The 18246-nt window shown below is 70.9% G+C and carries 17 protein-coding genes, 1 tRNA gene and 1 pseudogene; 15 read left to right on the top strand and 4 right to left on the bottom strand.

From position 1 onward, the window contains the following. Window positions 1-169 precede the first annotated feature (169 nt). The 5 genes from D3869_RS06760 (at window position 170) to D3869_RS06740 (ending at window position 5800) form a co-directional block, all read left to right on the top strand. Complete coding sequence (locus D3869_RS06760; RefSeq protein ID WP_137139429.1) at window positions 170-1219, top strand: amino acid ABC transporter substrate-binding protein; 1050 nt, start codon at window positions 170-172, stop codon at window positions 1217-1219. Window positions 1220-1387: 168 nt separating this feature from the next. Continuing rightward, window positions 1388-2605, top strand: a complete 1218-nt coding sequence (gene trpB, locus D3869_RS06755) for a tryptophan synthase subunit beta (RefSeq protein WP_014238652.1) — start codon at window positions 1388-1390, stop codon at window positions 2603-2605. After that, window positions 2602-3444, top strand: a complete 843-nt coding sequence (gene trpA, locus D3869_RS06750; protein ID WP_137139428.1) for a tryptophan synthase subunit alpha — start codon at window positions 2602-2604, stop codon at window positions 3442-3444. The genes trpB and trpA overlap by 4 nt, the downstream gene beginning before the upstream one ends. Window positions 3445-3507: 63 nt before the next feature. After that, entirely contained in the window at window positions 3508-4494 is a 987-nt protein-coding gene (accD, locus tag D3869_RS06745; protein ID WP_137139427.1) for an acetyl-CoA carboxylase, carboxyltransferase subunit beta, read from the top strand. A gap of 7 nt (window positions 4495-4501) precedes the next feature. Then, window positions 4502-5800, top strand: coding sequence for a bifunctional folylpolyglutamate synthase/dihydrofolate synthase (locus D3869_RS06740; protein WP_137139426.1), 1299 nt, complete (start codon window positions 4502-4504; stop codon window positions 5798-5800). A 25-nt stretch (window positions 5801-5825) separates the two neighbouring features. On the opposite strand, the gene D3869_RS06735 is transcribed toward D3869_RS06740, so the two are convergent. Next, complete coding sequence (locus D3869_RS06735) at window positions 5826-7550, bottom strand: hydrogenase maturation nickel metallochaperone HypA (RefSeq protein WP_137139425.1); 1725 nt, start codon at window positions 7548-7550, stop codon at window positions 5826-5828. 172 nt (window positions 7551-7722) lie between these two features. On the opposite strand from D3869_RS06735, the gene D3869_RS06730 reads away from it, so the two are divergent. Both D3869_RS06730 and D3869_RS06725 read left to right on the top strand, forming a co-directional pair. Continuing rightward, window positions 7723-7799, top strand: a tRNA-Arg gene (locus D3869_RS06730). Between the two features lie 60 nt (window positions 7800-7859). Next, entirely contained in the window at window positions 7860-8588 is a 729-nt protein-coding gene (locus D3869_RS06725; protein WP_137139424.1) for an SDR family oxidoreductase, read from the top strand. 150 nt (window positions 8589-8738) lie between these two features. Here the strand turns inward: D3869_RS06725 and D3869_RS33605 are convergent. Next, window positions 8739-9098, bottom strand: a pseudogene (locus tag D3869_RS33605) (2-amino-4-hydroxy-6-hydroxymethyldihydropteridine diphosphokinase); the annotation flags it as partial. 270 nt (window positions 9099-9368) lie between these two features. On the opposite strand from D3869_RS33605, the gene D3869_RS06715 reads away from it, so the two are divergent. The 4 genes from D3869_RS06715 to D3869_RS06700 all read left to right on the top strand — a co-directional run bounded on the left by D3869_RS06715 (window position 9369) and on the right by D3869_RS06700 (window position 13080). Continuing rightward, entirely contained in the window at window positions 9369-9839 is a 471-nt protein-coding gene (locus D3869_RS06715) for a molybdopterin-dependent oxidoreductase (protein WP_247895752.1), read from the top strand. An 11-nt stretch (window positions 9840-9850) separates the two neighbouring features. Next, entirely contained in the window at window positions 9851-11383 is a 1533-nt protein-coding gene (locus tag D3869_RS06710) for a sensor histidine kinase (protein ID WP_137139422.1), read from the top strand. Window positions 11384-11489: 106 nt separating this feature from the next. Beyond that, window positions 11490-12179: a GTP cyclohydrolase I gene (gene folE / locus D3869_RS06705; protein WP_175426411.1), complete on the top strand. Its 690-nt coding sequence runs from the start codon at window positions 11490-11492 to the stop codon at window positions 12177-12179. Then, window positions 12160-13080 (top strand): DMT family transporter, encoded by a 921-nt coding sequence (locus tag D3869_RS06700; protein WP_137139420.1) that lies wholly within the window; start codon window positions 12160-12162, stop codon window positions 13078-13080. The genes folE and D3869_RS06700 overlap by 20 nt, the downstream gene beginning before the upstream one ends. A 13-nt stretch (window positions 13081-13093) precedes the next feature. Here the strand turns inward: D3869_RS06700 and D3869_RS06695 are convergent, their stop codons facing one another. Next, window positions 13094-13825, bottom strand: coding sequence for a metallophosphoesterase family protein (locus tag D3869_RS06695; protein ID WP_137139419.1), 732 nt, complete (start codon window positions 13823-13825; stop codon window positions 13094-13096). Next, a complete protein-coding gene (locus tag D3869_RS06690; protein ID WP_137139418.1) occupies window positions 13818-14579 on the bottom strand; it encodes a nucleotidyltransferase family protein in 762 nt (253 codons plus the stop codon). Before D3869_RS06690 ends, D3869_RS06695 begins: the two co-directional genes overlap by 8 nt. Before the next feature lie 156 nt (window positions 14580-14735). On the opposite strand from D3869_RS06690, the gene D3869_RS06685 reads away from it, so the two are divergent. The 4 genes from D3869_RS06685 to D3869_RS06670 all read left to right on the top strand — a co-directional run bounded on the left by D3869_RS06685 (window position 14736) and on the right by D3869_RS06670 (window position 18210). Further along, entirely contained in the window at window positions 14736-15290 is a 555-nt protein-coding gene (locus D3869_RS06685) for a hypothetical protein (RefSeq protein ID WP_137139417.1), read from the top strand. Next, window positions 15290-15505, top strand: a complete 216-nt coding sequence (locus D3869_RS06680) for a hypothetical protein (RefSeq protein WP_114861414.1) — start codon at window positions 15290-15292, stop codon at window positions 15503-15505. Before D3869_RS06685 ends, D3869_RS06680 begins: the two co-directional genes overlap by 1 nt. A 149-nt stretch (window positions 15506-15654) precedes the next feature. Next, window positions 15655-16428 (top strand): cold-shock protein, encoded by a 774-nt coding sequence (locus D3869_RS34400; protein ID WP_137139416.1) that lies wholly within the window; start codon window positions 15655-15657, stop codon window positions 16426-16428. A gap of 150 nt (window positions 16429-16578) precedes the next feature. Beyond that, on the top strand, window positions 16579-18210 hold the full coding sequence (locus D3869_RS06670; RefSeq protein WP_137139415.1) for an alpha-D-glucose phosphate-specific phosphoglucomutase: 1632 nt from the start codon (window positions 16579-16581) through the stop codon (window positions 18208-18210). Window positions 18211-18246 lie beyond the last annotated feature (36 nt).

Genomic DNA, 18246 nt, shown 5'->3' with positions numbered 1-18246 from the left:
GAGATAACACGGGCAATCGGCCGGGCGCAATTCACACCCCCCTGTCTCGGTCGGGCGCCGCAATCGGACGCTGCACGGCTGGACGCTGCGGGACGGGGTGCCGGGTGGGCTTGACCCGCACCGGTTGCCGGGCCGAAGCTGACCGCAGGTGGCAGAGGGGGGATGGCCGATGGGTTTGGTGCGGTGTTTCGCGCGGGCCGCGGTGGCCGCCGCGGTGCTGGCGGCGGCCTTCGCCGTGCCCTTCCGCGCCCCGTGGGCCGAGACACTGGAGGACGTGCGCGAGCGCGGGTTGCTGCGCTGCGGCGTCTCGTCCAGCGGCGCCGGTCTGGCGGCGGTGGACGACAGCGGCAACTGGCGCGGCTTCTTCGTGGACATGTGCCGGGCGCTGGCCGCCGCCACCGCGGGCAGCGCCGACCGGGTGGAGTTCGTCGAGACCAACTCCGAGAACCGCTTCGCCATCCTGCGCAACGGCGAGGTGGACGTGGTGATGGAGGGGACCACCTGGACCCTGCAGCGCGACGCCACCTTCGGGGTCGATTTCCCGGCGGTCTACCTGTTCGACGGCCAGGGATTCATCGCGCACCGCGCCCAGGGCGTTGCCCGCCTGTCCGACCTGCCGGCCGGCGCCTCGGTCTGCGTGATCGAGCAGACCACCACCCTGCGCAACCTGGAGGATTGGATGGCCCGCAGCGGCCTGCGCTTCCGTCTGAAGCGGGTGCGCTCGACCGAAGGGGCCCTGTCGGCCTTCTTCAACCACCATTGCGACCTCTACACCAGCGACCGCATCGGCCTGCACGCGCAGCGGCTGCTGAAGGCCCCCGACCGCGACGACTACGTCATCCTGCCGGAGGCGATCTCCAAGGAGCCGCTGGGCCCGATGGTGCGCCCGGACGAGCGGCGGTGGTTCGACATCGTGCGCTGGGTGTTCCTGGCCACCGTGCTGGCCGAGGAGAAGGGCATCACCGCCGCCAACGCCCCGCGCCTGAGGGAGGAGGCCCAGGACCCGGAGGTGCGCCGCTTCCTCGGGGCCACCGCCGGGGTCGGCTGGGGGCTGGGGCTCGACGACGACTGGGCCTTCCGCACGGTCACTCAGGTCGGCAACTACGGCGAGATCTTCGACCGCCATCTCGGCGCCGCCTCGCCGCTGGGCATCGACCGCGGGATGAACGGGCTGTGGATGAATGGCGGCCTGCATTACGCCCCGCCGCTGGGCGGGTGAGGGCGGCGCTCTGCCATGCCGTCCCGCCGGATTGCCTTCGCGGCGGCTTTTCCCATCTTGTGGGCATGTTCGGCGAAAGGTTCGGCGAACGCTTCAAATCCGGGCGATCCGCCGCTATGGTGGCGCCTTCCGGGCGCCGCGCGGCCCCTTCAGGCAGTTTCCCAGGCCATGACCAGACCCAACACCTACCGTTCCGGTCCCGACGAGCGCGGGCATTTCGGCATCTATGGCGGACGTTTCGTCGCCGAGACGCTGATGCCCCTGATCCTTGAGGTGGAGAAAGCCTACCGCGAGGCCCGGGCCGATCCCGCCTTCGAAGGCGCGATCCGCGAGCAGCTCAAGCAGTATGTCGGCCGCCCGAACCCGCTCTACTACGCCGAACGCCTGACGGAGAAGCTCGGCGGCGCGAAGATCTACTTCAAGCGCGAGGAGCTGAACCACACCGGCGCGCACAAGATCAACAACTGCATCGGCCAGATCCTGCTCGCCCGCCGCATGGGCAAGAAGCGGATCATCGCCGAGACGGGCGCCGGCCAGCATGGTGTGGCGACCGCCACGGTCTGCGCGCTGTTCGACATGCCCTGCGTCATCTACATGGGCGAGACCGACATCGCCCGCCAGCAGCCCAACGTCTTCCGCATGAAGCTGCTGGGGGCCGAGGTGGTCCCGGTGACCTCCGGCGCGCGGACGCTGAAGGACGCGATGAACGAGGCGCTGCGCGACTGGGTCACCAACGTCGCCGACACCTACTACCTGATCGGCACGGCCGCCGGCCCGCACCCGTACCCCGCCATGGTCCGCGACTTCCAGTCGGTGATCGGCGATGAGGTGCGCGTCCAGATGCAGGAGCTGGAGGGACGCCTGCCCGACAGCCTCGTCGCCTGCGTCGGCGGCGGCTCCAACGCCATTGGCCTGTTCCACCCCTTCCTCGACGATCCGTCGGTGCAGATGGTCGCGGTCGAGGCCGCCGGCCACGGCATCGACAAGGGGCCGCTGGCCCATGCCGCCTCGATCACCGGCGGGCGCCCCGGCGTGCTGCACGGCAACCGCACCTACCTGCTGCAGGACGAGGACGGGCAGATCCTGGAAGGCCACTCCATCTCCGCCGGCCTGGACTATCCGGGCGTCGGGCCGGAGCATTCCTGGCTGCACGACATCGGGCGCGTCGAGTATGTCTCGGCCACCGACCAGGAGACGCTGGACGCCTTCCAGCTCTGCGCCCGCACCGAGGGCATCATCCCCGCGCTGGAATCGGCGCACGCGCTGGCGGAGATCGTGAAGCGCGCCCCGAAACTGCCCAAGGACCACCTGATGGTGCTCTGCCTGTCGGGCCGCGGCGACAAGGACATCTTCTCCGTCGCCCAGCATCTGGGAGTGAAGCTGTGAGTGTCGCTGTTGACAATGGCCGCATCGCCCGGCGGTTCGCCGCGCTGAAGGCGGAGGGCCGCGCCGGCCTCGTCACCTTCATCACCGCGGGCGACCCGGATCTGGAGACCTGCCGCGCCGTCCTGCACGGCCTGCCCGCCGCCGGCGCCGACCTGATCGAGTTGGGGCTGCCCTTCTCCGATCCGATGGCCGACGGCCCGGCGATCCAGGCGGCCAGCCTGCGCGCGCTCCATTCCGGGACGACGGCGCGCAAGACGCTGGACCTCGTGCGCGGCTTCCGCGAAACGGACGCCGACACGCCGGTGATCCTGATGGGCTATTACAACCCGATCCACGCCTATGGGGTGGACCGCTTCCTGGCCGACGCCATCGAGGCCGGGGTGGATGGGCTGATCGTCGTCGACCTGCCGCCCGAAGAGGACGAGGAGCTGTGCATCCCGGCGCTGAAGGCCGGGGTGAACTTCATCCGGCTGGCGACGCCGACCACCGACGACAAGCGCCTGCCGGCGGTGCTCCAGAACACCTCGGGCTTCGTCTATTACGTGTCGATCGCCGGCATCACCGGTGCTGCCAGCGCCGACAACGCCGCGGTGGGCGCCGCGGTGGAGCGCCTGAAGCGCCACACCGACCTGCCGGTGGCGGTCGGCTTCGGCATCAAGACGCCGGAGCAGGCGGCCGATGTCGCCCGCGTCGCCGACGCGGCGGTGGTCGGCTCGGCCATCGTCACGCGGCTGGCCGGCGGGCTTGACGCGGACGGCAAGGCCCGCCCGGGTCTGGCCGAGGATGTGCTGGGCTTCGTCCGGGAACTGGCCGGCGGCGTGCGCGGCGCGCGCGTCTGAGTGCGTCGGGCCTAGATCGCCGGGCTGCGAGCGCCGGCTGAGCGGGATATCAGGAAGAATTCGATGAACTGGCTTACCAACTACGTCCGCCCCAAGATCCGCGCCCTCTATGCCCGCAAGGAGGTTCCCGACAACCTCTGGCACAAGTGCCCGAGCTGCGAGGCGATGCTCTTCCACCGCGATCTGGAGGAGAACCTCAACGTCTGCCAGCATTGCGGCTTCCACATGCGGCTGGACCCGATCAAGCGGCTGGCCTCGATGTTTGACGAGGGCGACTACCAGTCGGTCGAGCTGCCGAAGTCGGTGGTCGATCCGCTGAAGTTCCGCGACCAGAAGCGCTACACCGACCGCCTGAAGGAAGCCCAGACCAAGACGGGCCGCCATGACGCCATCGTCGTCGGCTCCGGCCTGATCGGCGGGCAGCCGGCGGTCGTCGCGGCCTTCGACTTCGGCTTCATGGGCGGCTCGATGGGCATCGCGGTGGGCGAGGGCATCCTGGCCGCCGCCCGCACCGCCATCGCCCAGAAGGCGGCGCTGATTGTCGTCCCGGCCTCGGGCGGGGCGCGCATGCAGGAAGGCATCCTGTCGCTGATGCAGATGCCGCGCACCACCATCGCGGTGGAGATGGTCAAGGAAGCGGGCCTGCCCTACATCGTGGTGCTGACCGACCCGACGACCGGCGGCGTCACCGCCTCCTTCGCGATGATCGGCGACATCCACATCGCCGAGAAGGGCGCGCAGATCGGCTTCGCCGGCGCACGCGTGATCGAGAGCACGATCCGCGAGACCCTGCCGGAGGGCTTCCAGCGCTCCGAATATCTGCAGGAGCACGGCATGGTGGACATGGTCGTCCATCGCCGCGACCTGCGCCCGACCCTGTCGCGCGTCCTGACCCTGCTGATGCAGCCGGTCCTGGCCGTCGCGACGGAAGCGCTGCCGGCCGCGCCGGCCGCCGTCCAGACGGAGGAGCCGCGCAGCCAGGCCGAGGCCGCCGACGAGACGCCGGCCCAGGCTGGCGCCGAAAGGACCGGCTCCGAGCAGCCGGCCTGATCCCGCCATGCCGCTCGCTGAGTCGCTCGCCGATCCGGTTCTCGACCGGCTGAAGGGTCTGCACCCCAAGGTCATCGACCTGTCGCTGGACCGCGTGCACCGGCTGCTCGCCGCGCTGGGCCATCCGGAGCGGCGCCTGCCGCCGGTGGTCCATGTGGCGGGCACCAACGGCAAGGGCTCCACGCTCGCCTTCCTGCGGGCGATGCTGGAGGCCGCGGGGCTGCGGGTGCATGTCTACACCTCGCCCCACCTCGTGCGCTTCCACGAGCGCATCCGGCTGGCCGGCACGCTGATCGACGACGACCGTCTGGCCGCCCTGCTGGAGGAATGCGAGGCGGCGAACGGCGGCGGACCCATCACCTTCTTCGAGGTGACGACGGTCGCTGCTCTGCTCGCCTTCGCGCGGGAGCCGGCGGACGTGGTGCTTCTGGAAACCGGGCTGGGCGGGCGGCTGGACGCCACCAACGTGGTGGACCGCCCGGCGGTCACCGCGATCACGCGCATCTCCTACGACCACCGCCAGTTCCTCGGCGACACGCTGGAGGCCATCGCGGGCGAGAAGGCGGGCATCTTCAAGCCGGGCGTTCCCGCCGTGATCTTCCCGCAGCCCGCGGAGGAGGCCGCCCGCACCCTGGCCATCCGCGCCGAGACGGTGGGGGCGCCGGTCCATGGCTGGTCGGTCACCCCGACCGAGGGCGGTTTCCGCTTCGAAAGCGCCCGCCGCCGCATCGATCTGCCGCTGCCGGGGCTGGCCGGGGCGCACCAGATCGTCAACGCCGGGGTGGCGCTGGCCTGCCTGGACCATCTGCCGGTCAAGGTCGACGACGCGGCGGTGCGCCGCGGCCTTGCCGCCGTGGAGTGGCCCGCCCGCCTGCAGCGGCTGACCCGCGGCCCCCTGGCCGAGGGCCTGCCCGCCGACTGGGAGCTGTGGCTGGACGGCGGCCACAACGACTCGGCGGGCGAGGTGCTGGCCGTCCAGGCCGCGCGCTGGGCGGAGGAGGAGCCCGAGCGGCCGCTGCTGCTGGTCTACGGCATGCTGGCGAGCAAGGAGCCGCGGGAGTTCCTGGGTCCGCTGGCGCCCTTCGTCACCGCCGCCCGCACCGTCGCCATCCCCGGCGAGGAGGCGTCGCTGACGGCGGCGGACACCGCCGCAGCCACCCGCGCCTGCGGCATCGCCGACAGCGCGGCGGCGGCGGACGTGGTGGGGGCGCTGGACGATCTGAAGGGACGGGTCGACGGGCCGGCCCGCGTGCTGATCTGCGGCTCGCTCTATCTGGCGGGCACGGTCCTGGCGGAAAACGGCTGATTTGATGGGACGGGCAAGCGGGGCCTCAGCGCCCCTGCTTGCCGTCCAACTCCAGCATGTTGCGCAGCGCCGCCAGGGTCTTGCCGAGGGTGCCCGACTCGTCCTTGGCGGCCTTTTTCCCGGACTCGGTGCTTTCGGCCCGTTTGACGGCGCCGGGCTTGGGCTGTTCCGGGGTGTTCACCGGGACCGGCTCCACCAGATCCAGGGGCTCGCCGTCCTCGTCCTCATCCTCGTCAGCTTCCGGTTCAGTCGCGCGGCGCGGCAGCGGCTTGAAGCCGGGCAGGGCGTCCGTGTCGGGGCGGGTGGGCGCTTCGTCTTTCCAGGCCGGGTGGGGCGGGTCGTCCAGGTCGCTTTCCGCCTCGACGAGCGCGCGCAGGGCGCGCAACGCCTCTTCCATCTCCTGTTCCTGGGCGGACTTGCGCAGCACGGGGGCGCCGTCCTCGTCCGGCTCCCCGTCCCCGTCCGCGTCCTTGCGGTTCCAGAAGGCATCGTCGGCGCCGGCGTTCCGGTCCTCGTCGTCGTCCGGACCGTCGTCGTTCTCAACATCAACGTCGTCGTCCGGATCGTCGGCCGGCTTGCGCGAGCGGCCGAACAGCGGAGTCACCACGCCGCCGTCGCGGTCGTCCCTGCTTTCGTCCTCGTCCTCGTCGCGGTCGGCGGCGGCCTTCTGGACCATGCTGCGCAGGGCGGCGATGGTGCGATCCAACGGTTCGCTGCCGGTGGGCGCGGGGTCGCGCTCCCGGGGGCGCTCCCAGGGGGGCGGGGCCTTGTCCGGATCGCGGATAGCGAAGCCCAGGATGTCGTCGTTGGACGGCTCCGCATCATCGTCCCCGTCCGGCTCGTCGGCTTCGGTCTCGTCGTCCCGGGCGTCGGCGGTGTCCTTGAGAGAAAAGGCCGGGACCGTGGCCAACGCAGGGGGCGGGAACGGGGGCGGCGGCGCGGCCGGCTCTTCCGCGCGGGGGCCGTCGCCGCGGCCGTCCAGGATGCTGCGCAGCGCCGCGATGGTGCGGTCGAAGGAGCGGGACGCGTCGTCGTCCGGATCGTCCGTGGCCGCCGGATGGCTTGCCCGCGGGGCCGGGGCCGGCGGCACGGCCTCGACCCGATTTTCCTCGTCGTCGGCACCTTCATCCGCGTCCCGGTCCGCGAGTGTCCAGCGGCGCGGACTCCAATCCTCGTCGTCGTCCCACTCGGCGTCGCCGGCCGCGTCGTCGCCATCGTCGTGCTGGCCCGCTTCGTCCTGGCCCGCGAGATCGGCGAGCGACACCGGCTCCCACAGCGGGCGGCGGCCCGACTCGGGAGCGGCGTCACCGTCCGCGGCCAGCCGTTCCAACTCCAGGTCCAAATCCAGATCCAGCGCGGCGGCGGCGGGCCGGGCGGCGGCCGGCACGGGCGCGGGCGGGCGCAGGACCGGCGCGGCGTCCTCCTCCGGCTCGTCCATCGCATCGCCCCGGGTCCGCGCCGCGTCGAGCAGCCCCTGCAGGGCGGCCAGCGGCCCGGCGAAGGACGGGGCGTCCTCCGCCATGGGCATCGTCGCTACCGGCGTCGCGAAGGGCGGGGGCGCCGGGCGGCTTTCGGTGTCGCGGGAATTGCAGCGCGAGCAGCGGTAATGGGGGGCGATGGACAGGACGGGGTAGTTGGGTCCGAAGCGCCGGTTCATGTCCGCGCGCGGCAGCACGCCCTCGTGGCCGCAGGCGCGGCAGCGGACGTGCACATCGACCTCGATGTCGCGCAGGTAAAGCATGCGTGCCATGGGCGCAGTATACGCAGCGGCGTGTCCAAGCCCAGCGGATTCGCCGGCCGCGCCATGCGCCGCGCCGCCGCCGGCGGTGACCTTTTCCGTCGGCCGTCCCAACGGGCCGCCGGAGACGGGCCGGAGACGGATGGTTGGCAAGTCGCGGCGGAGCCGCTATGTTCAGCGCCGTGGCCCCGTAGCTCATCTGGATAGAGCGACGGTTTCCTAAACCGTAGGCAGCTGGTTCGAGTCCAGCCGGGGTCACCACCTCCTTCCGCGCCCCGGTTCCGCCGTCCGCCGGCCGGCCCTCTGCCGAAGGGTCTTCCCATGACCACCGCCCTGTTGCAGGACGCCGTTCTCGTCACCGGAGCCGGCCGCCGCGTCGGGCTGCATCTGGCCGAGCGCATGATGGCGCTGGGACACCCCGTCATCGCCCATTACCGGACCCCTACCGAGGATGTGGAGCGGCTGCGCGCCGCCGGGGCGGTCTGCCTGCCGGGCGATCTCGCCGATCCGGACGGCGGGCCGCGGCTGGCCGCGGCGGTGCGGGGCGTGGCGGCCAGCCTGCGGGCGGTGATCCACAACGCCTCGGCCTTCGAGATGACGGCGGCGGACACCGCGGACGCGCTGCGGCAGCTGGACATCTTCCACGCCGTGCATGTCCGCGCCCCCTTCGTGCTGAACCGCGAGCTGGCGCCGCTGCTGGACGCCGGATCGGCGCGGCGGGCCGACATCGTCCACATCACCGACATCTACGCCGACAACCCCAACCCGGCCTTCGACGCCTATTGCGCCAGCAAGGCCGGGCTTCAGAACCTCGCGCTGTCCTTCGCCAAGCGGCTGGCCCCCAAGGTGAAGGTCAACGTCGTCCAGCCGGGGCCGATCCTGTTCAAGGCGTGGCACGGTCCCGAGGCGCGGGCGCGCGTGCTGTCAGAGACGCTGCTCGGCGAGGAGGGCGGGGTGGAGGCTATCGGCATGGCGGTGGAGGCCATCCTCCAGAACCACTATCAGACCGGCGCCGTCATCGCGGTGGACGGTGGCCGGCGTCTCGCCTAACCGGGGGGAGCCGCCGCGGCAACCCGGCAGGGCGGCGGCGCACAGCTCGCCCTGCGGCGGCGGAACGGGGCGCCCGGCGAGCAGAGCGGCGATCTCCGCGAAGGGGGCGGCCAAATAGGCGTCCGGGCGCAGGGCCGTCAGGCGGTCCACCGGGAAGGAGCGGTTCACCCGTCCGATCAGGTCGATGTCGGCGGGGCGGTCACGCGTCTTGCAGCAAGGGTGCGCGCGGTCGCGGCCCAGCGCCAGCTCGACCCCCACGCACAGCCCCTTGCAGCAGGAGGGGTCCAGCGCGCTCGGCACATAGGCGCAGTAGTTGACGAAGGGGTGGGCGCTCGTCATGCCGACCGGAGCCGTGCGGTAGAAGCGGCTGACCAGGACGGAACCGAACAGATCGGCCAAGCGGGCGGTGATCCGTGCCGCGTTCCGATCGGGTTCCACGTTCGTTCCGATTCCCAGAATATAGCCGTCCAGCGGCAGCGGGGCGGAAGAAACCGGAATAAATGCATCCATAAGCGGTCCGTTGGTCGGATGTGCATGGGAAAGATGTGAAAAGCCCGGCGGAAACGATGCTGCCGGTCCGTTACGGGATGATCATTTCACGGGACAAATATGAACGAATTTCGATACACCTTTCCGTATGTGAAAATTCGGCGGCTGATTTTTACAGAATTTTCGTTGGATCGTTCGTAGAATGCAATCATGATAAAGGTTGCATGGCCGAATAGCGGACGGTTAGCCGATATGGTGGATAGAATTGTTTGCCGTCTTGTCGCCCTGACGTTGTTTGTACTTGCCGGCTCGGCCAGCGCCGGGACGCTGCCGGAACCGACGGAAAAGCCGATTCTGGTCGTGTCGGGGCAGATCGGGGCGACCAACCGCGACGGTGCGGCGGTCTTCGACCGTCCCATGCTGGAAGCGCTGGGCATGGTGTCGTTCACCACCGCCACCCCCTGGTACAAGGAGCCGGTGACCTTCGAAGGCGTGCCGCTGGCCCGCCTGATGGAGCGTGTGGAGGCGCGCGGCGAAACGCTGACCGCGACGGCTCTGAACGACTACACCGGCGAAATCCCCATGGACGACGTGCGGAACCGCAAGGTGATCCTGGCGCTGAAGCGCGACGGGGCCTACATGCCGGTCAGCGACAAGGGGCCGCTGTTCATCGTCTATGATTTCGACCATGATCCGGAAGCCAACCGGCAGAAATATTTCGGACGTTCGGTCTGGCAGGTCGCCCGGCTGACCGTAAAGTGAAGGCATCCCCCGTGAGTTTGCCGACCGAGACCGCGCCGAAAGGGAACACGCGGCTGTCCCGCCTGCTGGGCTGGGCGTCGGAGGACCGCACGCGCCGCCTGGGGCTCTGGCTGGCCATCCTGACCGGCGGATTCGGTCTGGCCGCCGCCTATCTGTCGCTGCTGGTGGTGAATTACGGCGAGGCGCTGCGCGGGGCCGCCCCCTACAACTTCGCCTGGGCCGCCGGCCAGACGGTGGGCGAGGTGACGCGGCTGGAGCAGCGCATCCTGGCCAGCGCGCTTCCGGGCGCCAAGGTCGATGCGGAGGAGGTGCAGCTCCGCCTGGACATCGTGCGCAACCGCATCGCCGTGCTGGGGCGGGGGCAGGCCTCCCTCTTCGTGGACCGCTACCCGCAGCATCGCCAGACGGTGGCCCGGCTGGAGGAGGCGCTGGACCGCGTCGGCGCGATCCTGGCCGGGCCGCTGGCGCCGTCGGAGAAGGCGCTGGCCGCCCTGGCGGTGCTGGAGCCCGTGGACCGCGAACTGAACGCCTTCGCCTCCGTCGCGTCCCAGTTCGGCGGGGAACTGGTGGACGAGGGGCATGACCAGCTGCTTCACCTGCATGGGCTGTTCTCCATGCTGGCCGCCGGTCTGGCGGTCTGCGGCGTCCTGTTCATCACCGTGCTGCTGATCCAGAACCGGGCCATCCGGCGGGCGCACGACCGGATGGAGGCGATGGCCGGCGCCCTGCAGACGGCCATCGCCCAGGCGGAGGAGGCCAGCCAGGCCAAGACCCGCTTCCTGGCGACCATGAGCCACGAGCTGCGCACCCCGCTGAACGCGATCATCGGCTTCTCGGAGCTGATCCGCGATGACGGCGGCGTGCCGGGCGAAGGCCGCCCCTCCGGCGGCGGGGCGCCCGGAGGCGCCAGGGAGAGCACCCGCCGGGAACACGCCCAGTATGCGGGCTACATCCTGGGCAGCGCCCGGCACATGCTGAGCCTGGTCATCGACATCCTGACGGTCGCCCAGATGGAATCGGGCCATGCCAACCTGACCTTCGAGGCGGTGGACCCGCGCAAGGTGGTCGGCACCGCCATCGCCACGGTGCTGGGCACCCAGGCCGGGCGCGGCCGGACCATCCGGACGGCCGCCGGGGCGGTCTGGCCGGTGCTTCAGGCCGACGAGCGGGCGGTGCGGCAGATGCTGCTGAACCTGCTGTCCAACGCGGTGAAGTTCAGCAGCGCTCCGTCGCCGATCGAGGTGCAGGCGTGGCTGGACCCGCAGGGCGGATTCGTCATCGCCGTGCAGGACCAGGGGATCGGCATGACGCCGGAGCAGATTGAAAAGGCCGCCCAGCCGTTCTATCAGGCGGAGGACGGCGCGACCCGCCGTTTCCAGGGGTCGGGGCTGGGGCTCAGCATCGTGAAGAGCCTGATGGAGGCGCATGACGGCCGGCTGCTGCTGGAGGGCGAGGCGGGGGCCGGCCTCCGGGCGTCGCTGCATTTCCCGGCGGAACGGGTTGGCGGGCCGCTTCCGCGTCCGGAGCCGGCCAGCCAGCTTTGAAGCCAGCCAGTTTTGAAGCCAGCCAGTTTTGAAGGCAGCCAGTTTTGAAGAAGGACCGGCGTCGAACGCGCCGGCCATGGGAAGAAGAAGGAAGGGATCGGGTTTTATGACGGTGCAGGCAAATGTTCTCGCCCTCGTGCAGGAGGCGATGGAGGCGCGCCGGTCGAACGAGGCGCTCGACACGCCGCTGGACGCCGCGGGCGAGGCTGCCATGATCGACGCCGCGTCGCGGAAGGTCGAAGAGCTGCTCGATGTGCTGCGGATCGACCACCGCAACGACCACAACACCCGCGACACGCCGCGCCGCGTCGCCAAGATGCTGGTGCGCGAGCTTCTGAAGGGACGCTTCACGGCGCCGCCCGAGCTGACCGAATTCCGCAACGCCGAGGAATTCGACCATCTGATCGTCACCGGCCCGATCGCCGTGCGCTCGACCTGCGCGCATCACCTGATGCCGATCTACGGCACCGCCTTCATCGGCATCCTGCCGGCCAAGGGCGGCAACATCCTGGGCCTGTCCAAGTACGACCGGATCGTCGATCATTTCGCCGCCCGCTTCCAGATCCAGGAGGAGCTGGTCAAGCAGATCGGCAACTTCATCGTCGAGGCCACACGGCCCCGCGGGCTGGCCGTGCGGATCAGCGCCGTGCACATGTGCAAGACCCACCGCGGCGTGCGCGCCGGTCACGACAGCCGCATGGTCAACAGCTCCTTCCACGGGGAGATGCTGGAATCGCGCGAGCTGCGCGAGGAGTTCCTCAGGGAGTGCGCGACGCTTGAGCGGTCCGCCCGCTGAGCGGATCATCCTGCCCGCCCGGACCATCCGGACGGGCGCTGGGTGGCAATCCGGCATCGCGGGGGCGGCGCTGCTGATGGCGGCGTCGCTCGCCCTGGTGCTGACCGCCGGGGCGCTGGCCCGCGACCTGGGCGCCCGCTACGGCGCGGCGGAGGTGCTGTTCCTGCGCTTCCTGCTGTCTCTGCTGGTGGTCGTCCCGGCGGCCGTCGCGATGGCCGGGCGGCGCGCCCTGTCCGTCACCCGGCCCGGCGGCCACGCGGTGCGGGCGCTGAGCGGCGTCGGGGCGGCGCTGATCTTCTACGCGGCGACCCAGCATCTGCCCTTCGCCGATCTGGTCGCCCTGTCCTACGCGGCCCCGCTGTTCGTGGTGCTGCTGTCCGGCCGGGCCATCGGGGAGCGGGCGGGGGCGGCCTCCGCCCTCTGCGTCGCGCTGGGGATGGCCGGGGTCTTCCTGATCGCCCCGCCGACGCGGCTGGAGCCGTGGAGCCTCGCCATGCTGGCCATGGCCTTCCTGAACGCGGTGTGCATCCTGGCGACCCGGCGGACGGCCCAGGCCGACGGCCCGGCGGCCACCGGGCTGGTCTTCGTGCTGGCCGGGTGCCTGCTGACCGCCCCGGCGGCCCTGCTGAGCGGTTTCCGGCTGCCCGATGCGGCCGACCTGCCGGCCTTCCTGCTGCTGGGTCTCGCCGCAGGGGCGGCCATCCTGCTGAACGCCGCCGCCTTCCGCCGCGCGCCGGCGGCGGTTCTGGCGCCCATCGACTATCTGGGGATCGCCGCCTCGGCGGCCATCGGCTTCCTGTGGTGGGGCGAACACCCGTCGCCCGCGGTGCTGCTGGGCGGGGCGCTGATCGCCGCGGCCGGGCTGGGCACGCTGTGGGCCGGCGCGCGGCGGCCGGGCTGACGCGGCGCGGCCATCACAGCTCGATCAGCGCGTAGGGCCTCCCCGACTCCTTCTCGATGGTCTGGGCGACGTTGTAGACCGGCGTGCCGCGCAGGGTCTTGCCGGCGTAGCTGCCGTGGTGGGCGTGGCCGTGGACGACCGCCTGGACGTGGAAGCGGTCGATGGTCTCCGCCAGACGGGAGGAGCCGAGGAAGGGATAGATCTCCGTCGGCTCGCCGCGCACCGTCTCGGCGATCGGGGCGTAGTGCAGGACGACCATCGTCCGTTCCGTTTCCAGCTGGCGCAGGGCGCTTTCCAGCCGCATCGCCTCGTTCAGCGACTCCTGCACGAACTGCTTGATCGCCGGTTCGCCGAAGGCGTCGAGCATGCGGTTCTCGAACCCACCGCCGAAGCCCTTCACCCCGGCGAAGCCGACGCCGCGAATCTCGACCGGGTTGCCGTCGAGGAAGCGGACGCCGGCCTGCTCCAGGATGCGCTGAAGCTCCTCGACGTGGCCGCATTCGTGGTCGTGGTTGCCCAGCACGGCGACCACCGGGATGCCGATGGCGCGCAGGTCCTCGGCCAGAACCTCAGCCTCGCGCGGCTTGCCGTGGTTGGTCAGGTCGCCGGCCAGTGCCAGGACGTCCGCCCGGTCGGCGATCTCCTGGAACAGCTCGCGGTAGGGATGGGTGGAGGTTTCCCCCACATGGATGTCGCCGATGGCGGCGACCTTGATGGTTCCTTCAGACCGAATGTGTTCAACCATGCTTCGTTTCCTCGCCGACGACGTCGGCGAACCCCCAGTCCGTGACGTCGATCCGATAATCCTCGCGCGAGAACAGCCGCCCCCGGCAGATGCGGGTCTGCGGCACCGGCAGCTTCGCGCGCTCGTTCAGCCGGTCCAGAAGCTCCTGCAACAGCCAGGCGGGGATGTGGTCGCGCTCCGTCGGGTAGATGAAGCGGAAGTTCAGGACGTGCATCAGCAGCACCTCCCAATACTGCTCCATGTGGCCGAGCAGCCGTTTCCAGTCGATGTGGGCGTGCTGCTTCAGGATCATGTGGGCGACGTCGGGGCCGTCGTACTTGTGCCGCATCTGCACGAAGGCCTTGGAGAAGACCATTTCCGTCGGCGGGATGAGCTGCACGTCGGCGCCGCAGACCAGCGCGCGGTGATCCTCCTCGAACCAGCGGTCGTTGACCGGGTTGATGGCGGCGGCGGAGTTGAAGATCACGTCGAAGAACAGGTCGCCGTGCAGGACCTTGCCGATCCAGCGCTCGTCCTCGATCTCCGTGCCGAAGCCGCGGTCCTGGAAATGCGCGAGGATGCGCGGAAAGTCGCCGCCCCGGCAGAAGATGTCGATGTCCTTGGTCGGCCGGGTGATTCCGGTGTAGGCGCTGAGCGCGTAGGTGCCGCCCAGCAGGAAGGGGATTCCGGACTCCTTCAGGACCTTCAGACTCTCCGTGTAGAAGGCCTCGGCCTCCGCCGAGACATCCGCACGGCCTTCTCGGTTGCCATCCATCGCACCCCCTCTCCCCCGCCGTTGTCCGTCGCGTCATCAACAGGAGGAGCGGGCGAAACGGCACCACCCAATGGTGTCCGTGGCGGGAAAAAGGCGGGCGGAACCGCTGCACCGCTACGCCGGTTGAGGGTGGTATTGCTGATGGGGAGGCAACCGATGGCACGACATCCGATCCCACAGGGCCTATTGCTCGCCGCCGGCCTCGTGCTGTGCGGCGCCGGTCCCGCCCTGGCGCAGGGAAGCTGCGCCGCACTGGTCGACCGCTTCGCCGCCGAAAACAACCTGTCGGCCACCCCGCCGCCGGTCGCGATGCCGCCGGGCAGCTCCGGCTCCACCGCGGGGGACGGGGCGTTGCCCGATGGAGGTTTGGGTGGCAGTTCCGGCACGACGCCGGACCAGCTCGCCCGCTCGGGCGGGGTGGTGGCGCCGCCGGCCTCGGGCGATCAAGCGGTGATCGAGCCGCCGCGCACCGGCGCTCCCATGCCGACCGCCCCGGCGGTGCGGCCCGACGCCGCGCCGAACAGCGGCTCCTCCATGGAGAGCGGGTCGATGGGGCAGGCGGCGCGCAACGCCCAGATCGAATCGCTGGTGACGGCCGCGCGCTCCGCCGCGAAGGACGGCAACGAGCAGCTTTGCATGGAGTCGCTGGACAAGGCGCGCGGCCTGACCCGCGCCGCGCCGGGCGGTGGCGCGATGGGCGGGGGCGGCTGATGGCGACAACGCGGATGATGGCCGAACTGATGGCCGCCGACCTCAGCGTCGCCGGTCCCCTTCCTCCTTCCCCGCCGACCCCGGACATGCCGGTGCCGCCGCCCGGCATGCCGGACATGCCCGGCGACCCCTCGCGGCCGCCGATCAAGGAGCCGCCGGACGCCATCCCCGTTCCTCCGGAGGAACCGCCGCCCAACCCCGAGCGGCTGGCCTGAAACCGCCCGGCGGGGAGAAAAATGGCACCAGGGCCGCGGGAGCGCGAAACGGCGCTCCTGCGGTCTTGTGATTCGCGCGGGGAAAAGCGATGTCTTCTCTCGGCACCGAAGGTCGGTGCCGAGTCGCCTCTTGGAGTTCAGTGGGTCTCATGCACCGTCAACCCCCGCGCCAGCACGTCTACCGCCAGCCCGTCGTCCTCGGCACCCAGGTTCAGGCCACCGTCAAGTGGTACGATCCCAACCGCGGCTTCGGCTTCGTCAAGTTCGAGGACGGGTCGCCCGACGCCCTGATCCCCGCCGCCATCGTCGCCACCGCCGGCCACGAGTCCCTGCCGGACGGCGCCACCGTCGTGGTGGACATCGTCGAGGGGCGCAAGGGCAACCAGGTCTCCGCCCTGCATTCCGTGGACACCTCCACCGCCGCCCCGGCCCGCCCGGCCCGCGCCCAGGGCCCGCGCCCGTCCTTCGGCGAGCGGGGTGGCTTCGGCGACCGCAACGACCGTGGGGGCGACCGCGGGTTCGGCAACCGTGGTTTCAACGATCGGGGCGGGGATCGGGGAGGCGATCGCGGCGGTGACCGCGGGTTCGGTGGCCGGGGCGACAGCCGTGGCTTCAACGATCGCGGTGGCGATCGGGGCTTCGACGATCGGGGTGGGGATCGTGGGGGCGACCGGGGCGGCTTCGGCGGCCCGCGCCGTGCGGCCGGCGGCCCGGCCACCCAGACCGAGGGCACCGTGAAGTGGTTCAACGCCACCAAGGGCTTCGGCTTCATCGCCCAGGACGGCGGCGGCCAGGACGTCTTCGTCCACATCAAGGCGGTGGAGCGCTCCGGCCTGCAGGGTCTGAACGACGGCCAGCGCGTCCGCATCTCCGTCCGGCAGGGCGAGAAGGGTCCGGAAGCCGTCTCGGTCGAAGAGGCGTAAGGCCTCGGTCCATCGACGATGGTCCACCGAAGGTAGGGTGTCGTTCGGCCCGGTTGAACGGCGGCGCAAAGCCGCGCATCGTGGCGGGGCCGGGGTGGCGGTGCGACGGCGCGCCGCCCCGGCCCGATCCGAATCAAGAAAGGACGCCCAGTGGTTCCCGTCACCTGTCCGACCACGCCCTTCGACGGCCAGAAGCCCGGCACCTCGGGGCTGCGCAAGGCCGTGAAGGTCTTCGAGCAGCCGCGCTATCTGGAAAACTTCGTCCAATCCATCTTCGACTGCGTCGACGGCCTGTCCGGCGCCACGCTGGTGATCGGCGGCGACGGGCGGTATCACAACCGCACCGCCGTCCAGACCATCCTGCGCATGGCCGCGGCCAACGGCGTCGCGCGCGCGGTGGTCGGGCGCGGCGGCATCCTGTCCACCCCGGCGGCCTCCTGCGTCATCCGCAAGCGCGGCGCCATCGGCGGCGTGATCCTGTCGGCCAGCCACAACCCCGGCGGCCCGGACGGCGATTTCGGCATCAAGTTCAACGCCGCCAACGGCGGCCCGGCGCCGGAATCGATGACCGACGCCTTCTTCGCCCGCTCCAAGTCCATCGACGCGTACAAGACGCTGGAGTCGCCGGACCTCGACCTCGACCGGCTCGGCGAGACTTCGCTCGGCGGCATGGCGGTGGAGGTCATCGACCCGGTGGCCGACTACGCGGAGCTGATGGAATCGCTGTTCGACATGGCGGCGATCCGCAAGCTGTTCGCGTCGGGCTTCCGCATGGTGTTCGACGCCATGCACGCGGTCACCGGCCCCTACGCCACGGAGATCCTGGAGCGCCGGCTGGGCGCCCCCGCCGGCACCGTCATCAACGGCACGCCGCTGGAGGATTTCGGCGGGCACCACCCCGACCCCAACCTCGCCCACGCGGAGGAGCTGGTCGGGCGGCTGTTCGGCCTGGACGCCCCGGACTTCGGCGCCGCCTCGGACGGCGACGGCGACCGCAACATGATCCTCGGCCGCAACGTCTTCGTCTCGCCCAGCGACAGCCTCGCCGTGCTGGCCGCCAACGCCACCCACGTCCCGGCCTTCAAGGGCGGTCTGGCGGGCGTCGCCCGCTCGATGCCGACCAGCCGGGCGGTGGACCGCGTGGCGGCGAAGCTGGGGATTTCCTGCTACGAGACGCCGACGGGCTGGAAGTTCTTCGGCACGCTGCTCGACGCCGGGCGCATCAACCTGTGCGGCGAGGAGAGCTTCGGCACCGGCGCCGACCATGTGCGCGAGAAGGACGGGCTGTGGGCCGTCCTGATGTGGCTCAACGTGCTGGCCGCCCGCGGCCTGTCGGTGGCCGAGCTGATGGCTGAGCATTGGGGCACCTACGGCCGCACCTATTACGGCCGCCACGATTACGAGGCCATCCCGCAGGAGGCCGCCGACGCCCTGATCGCGGAGCTGCGCGGCACACTGCCCTCGCTGGCCGGCACGTCTCTCGGCGGGCGCACCGTCGCGGCGGCGGACGAGTTCGCCTACACCGACCCGGTGGACGGCAGCCGGTCGGAGCGGCAGGGCCTGCGCGTCGGCTTCGAGGACGGCTCGCGCATCGTCTACCGCCTGTCCGGCACCGGCACGTCGGGCGCCACGCTGCGCGTCTATTTCGAGCGGTACGAGCCGGTCGGCGGCGAGCACGGGCTGGATGCCCCGGTGGCGCTGAAGCCGCTGGCCGATCTGGCGGCGGAACTGGCCGGCATCGAGCGTCACACCGGCCGCACCAAGCCGGACGTCGCCACGTAACGACGTGACCTGAAGGAAGGCCCTTCCTCCGGAGCT

The sequence above is a fragment of the Azospirillum brasilense genome (assembly GCF_005222205.1).
GTDB lineage: Bacteria > Pseudomonadota > Alphaproteobacteria > Azospirillales > Azospirillaceae > Azospirillum > Azospirillum brasilense_G.
The sequence above is the reverse complement of the archived record's forward strand: the minus strand, read 5'-3'. Positions and strand labels throughout refer to the sequence as shown.

Coding starts and splice junctions, on each gene's coding strand:
- D3869_RS06760 (WP_137139429.1), top strand. CDS start 170: ATGGGTTTGGTGCGGTGTTTCGCGCGGGCCGCGGTGGCCGCCGCGGTG.
- trpB (WP_014238652.1), top strand. CDS start 1,388: ATGACCAGACCCAACACCTACCGTTCCGGTCCCGACGAGCGCGGGCAT.
- accD (WP_137139427.1), top strand. CDS start 3,508: ATGAACTGGCTTACCAACTACGTCCGCCCCAAGATCCGCGCCCTCTAT.
- D3869_RS06740 (WP_137139426.1), top strand. CDS start 4,502: ATGCCGCTCGCTGAGTCGCTCGCCGATCCGGTTCTCGACCGGCTGAAG.
- D3869_RS06735 (WP_137139425.1), bottom strand. CDS start 7,550: ATGGCACGCATGCTTTACCTGCGCGACATCGAGGTCGATGTGCACGTC.
- D3869_RS06725 (WP_137139424.1), top strand. CDS start 7,860: ATGACCACCGCCCTGTTGCAGGACGCCGTTCTCGTCACCGGAGCCGGC.
- folE (WP_175426411.1), top strand. CDS start 11,490: ATGACGGTGCAGGCAAATGTTCTCGCCCTCGTGCAGGAGGCGATGGAG.
- D3869_RS06695 (WP_137139419.1), bottom strand. CDS start 13,825: ATGGTTGAACACATTCGGTCTGAAGGAACCATCAAGGTCGCCGCCATC.
- D3869_RS06690 (WP_137139418.1), bottom strand. CDS start 14,579: ATGGATGGCAACCGAGAAGGCCGTGCGGATGTCTCGGCGGAGGCCGAG.
- D3869_RS06685 (WP_137139417.1), top strand. CDS start 14,736: ATGGCACGACATCCGATCCCACAGGGCCTATTGCTCGCCGCCGGCCTC.
- D3869_RS06680 (WP_114861414.1), top strand. CDS start 15,290: ATGGCGACAACGCGGATGATGGCCGAACTGATGGCCGCCGACCTCAGC.
- D3869_RS34400 (WP_137139416.1), top strand. CDS start 15,655: ATGCACCGTCAACCCCCGCGCCAGCACGTCTACCGCCAGCCCGTCGTC.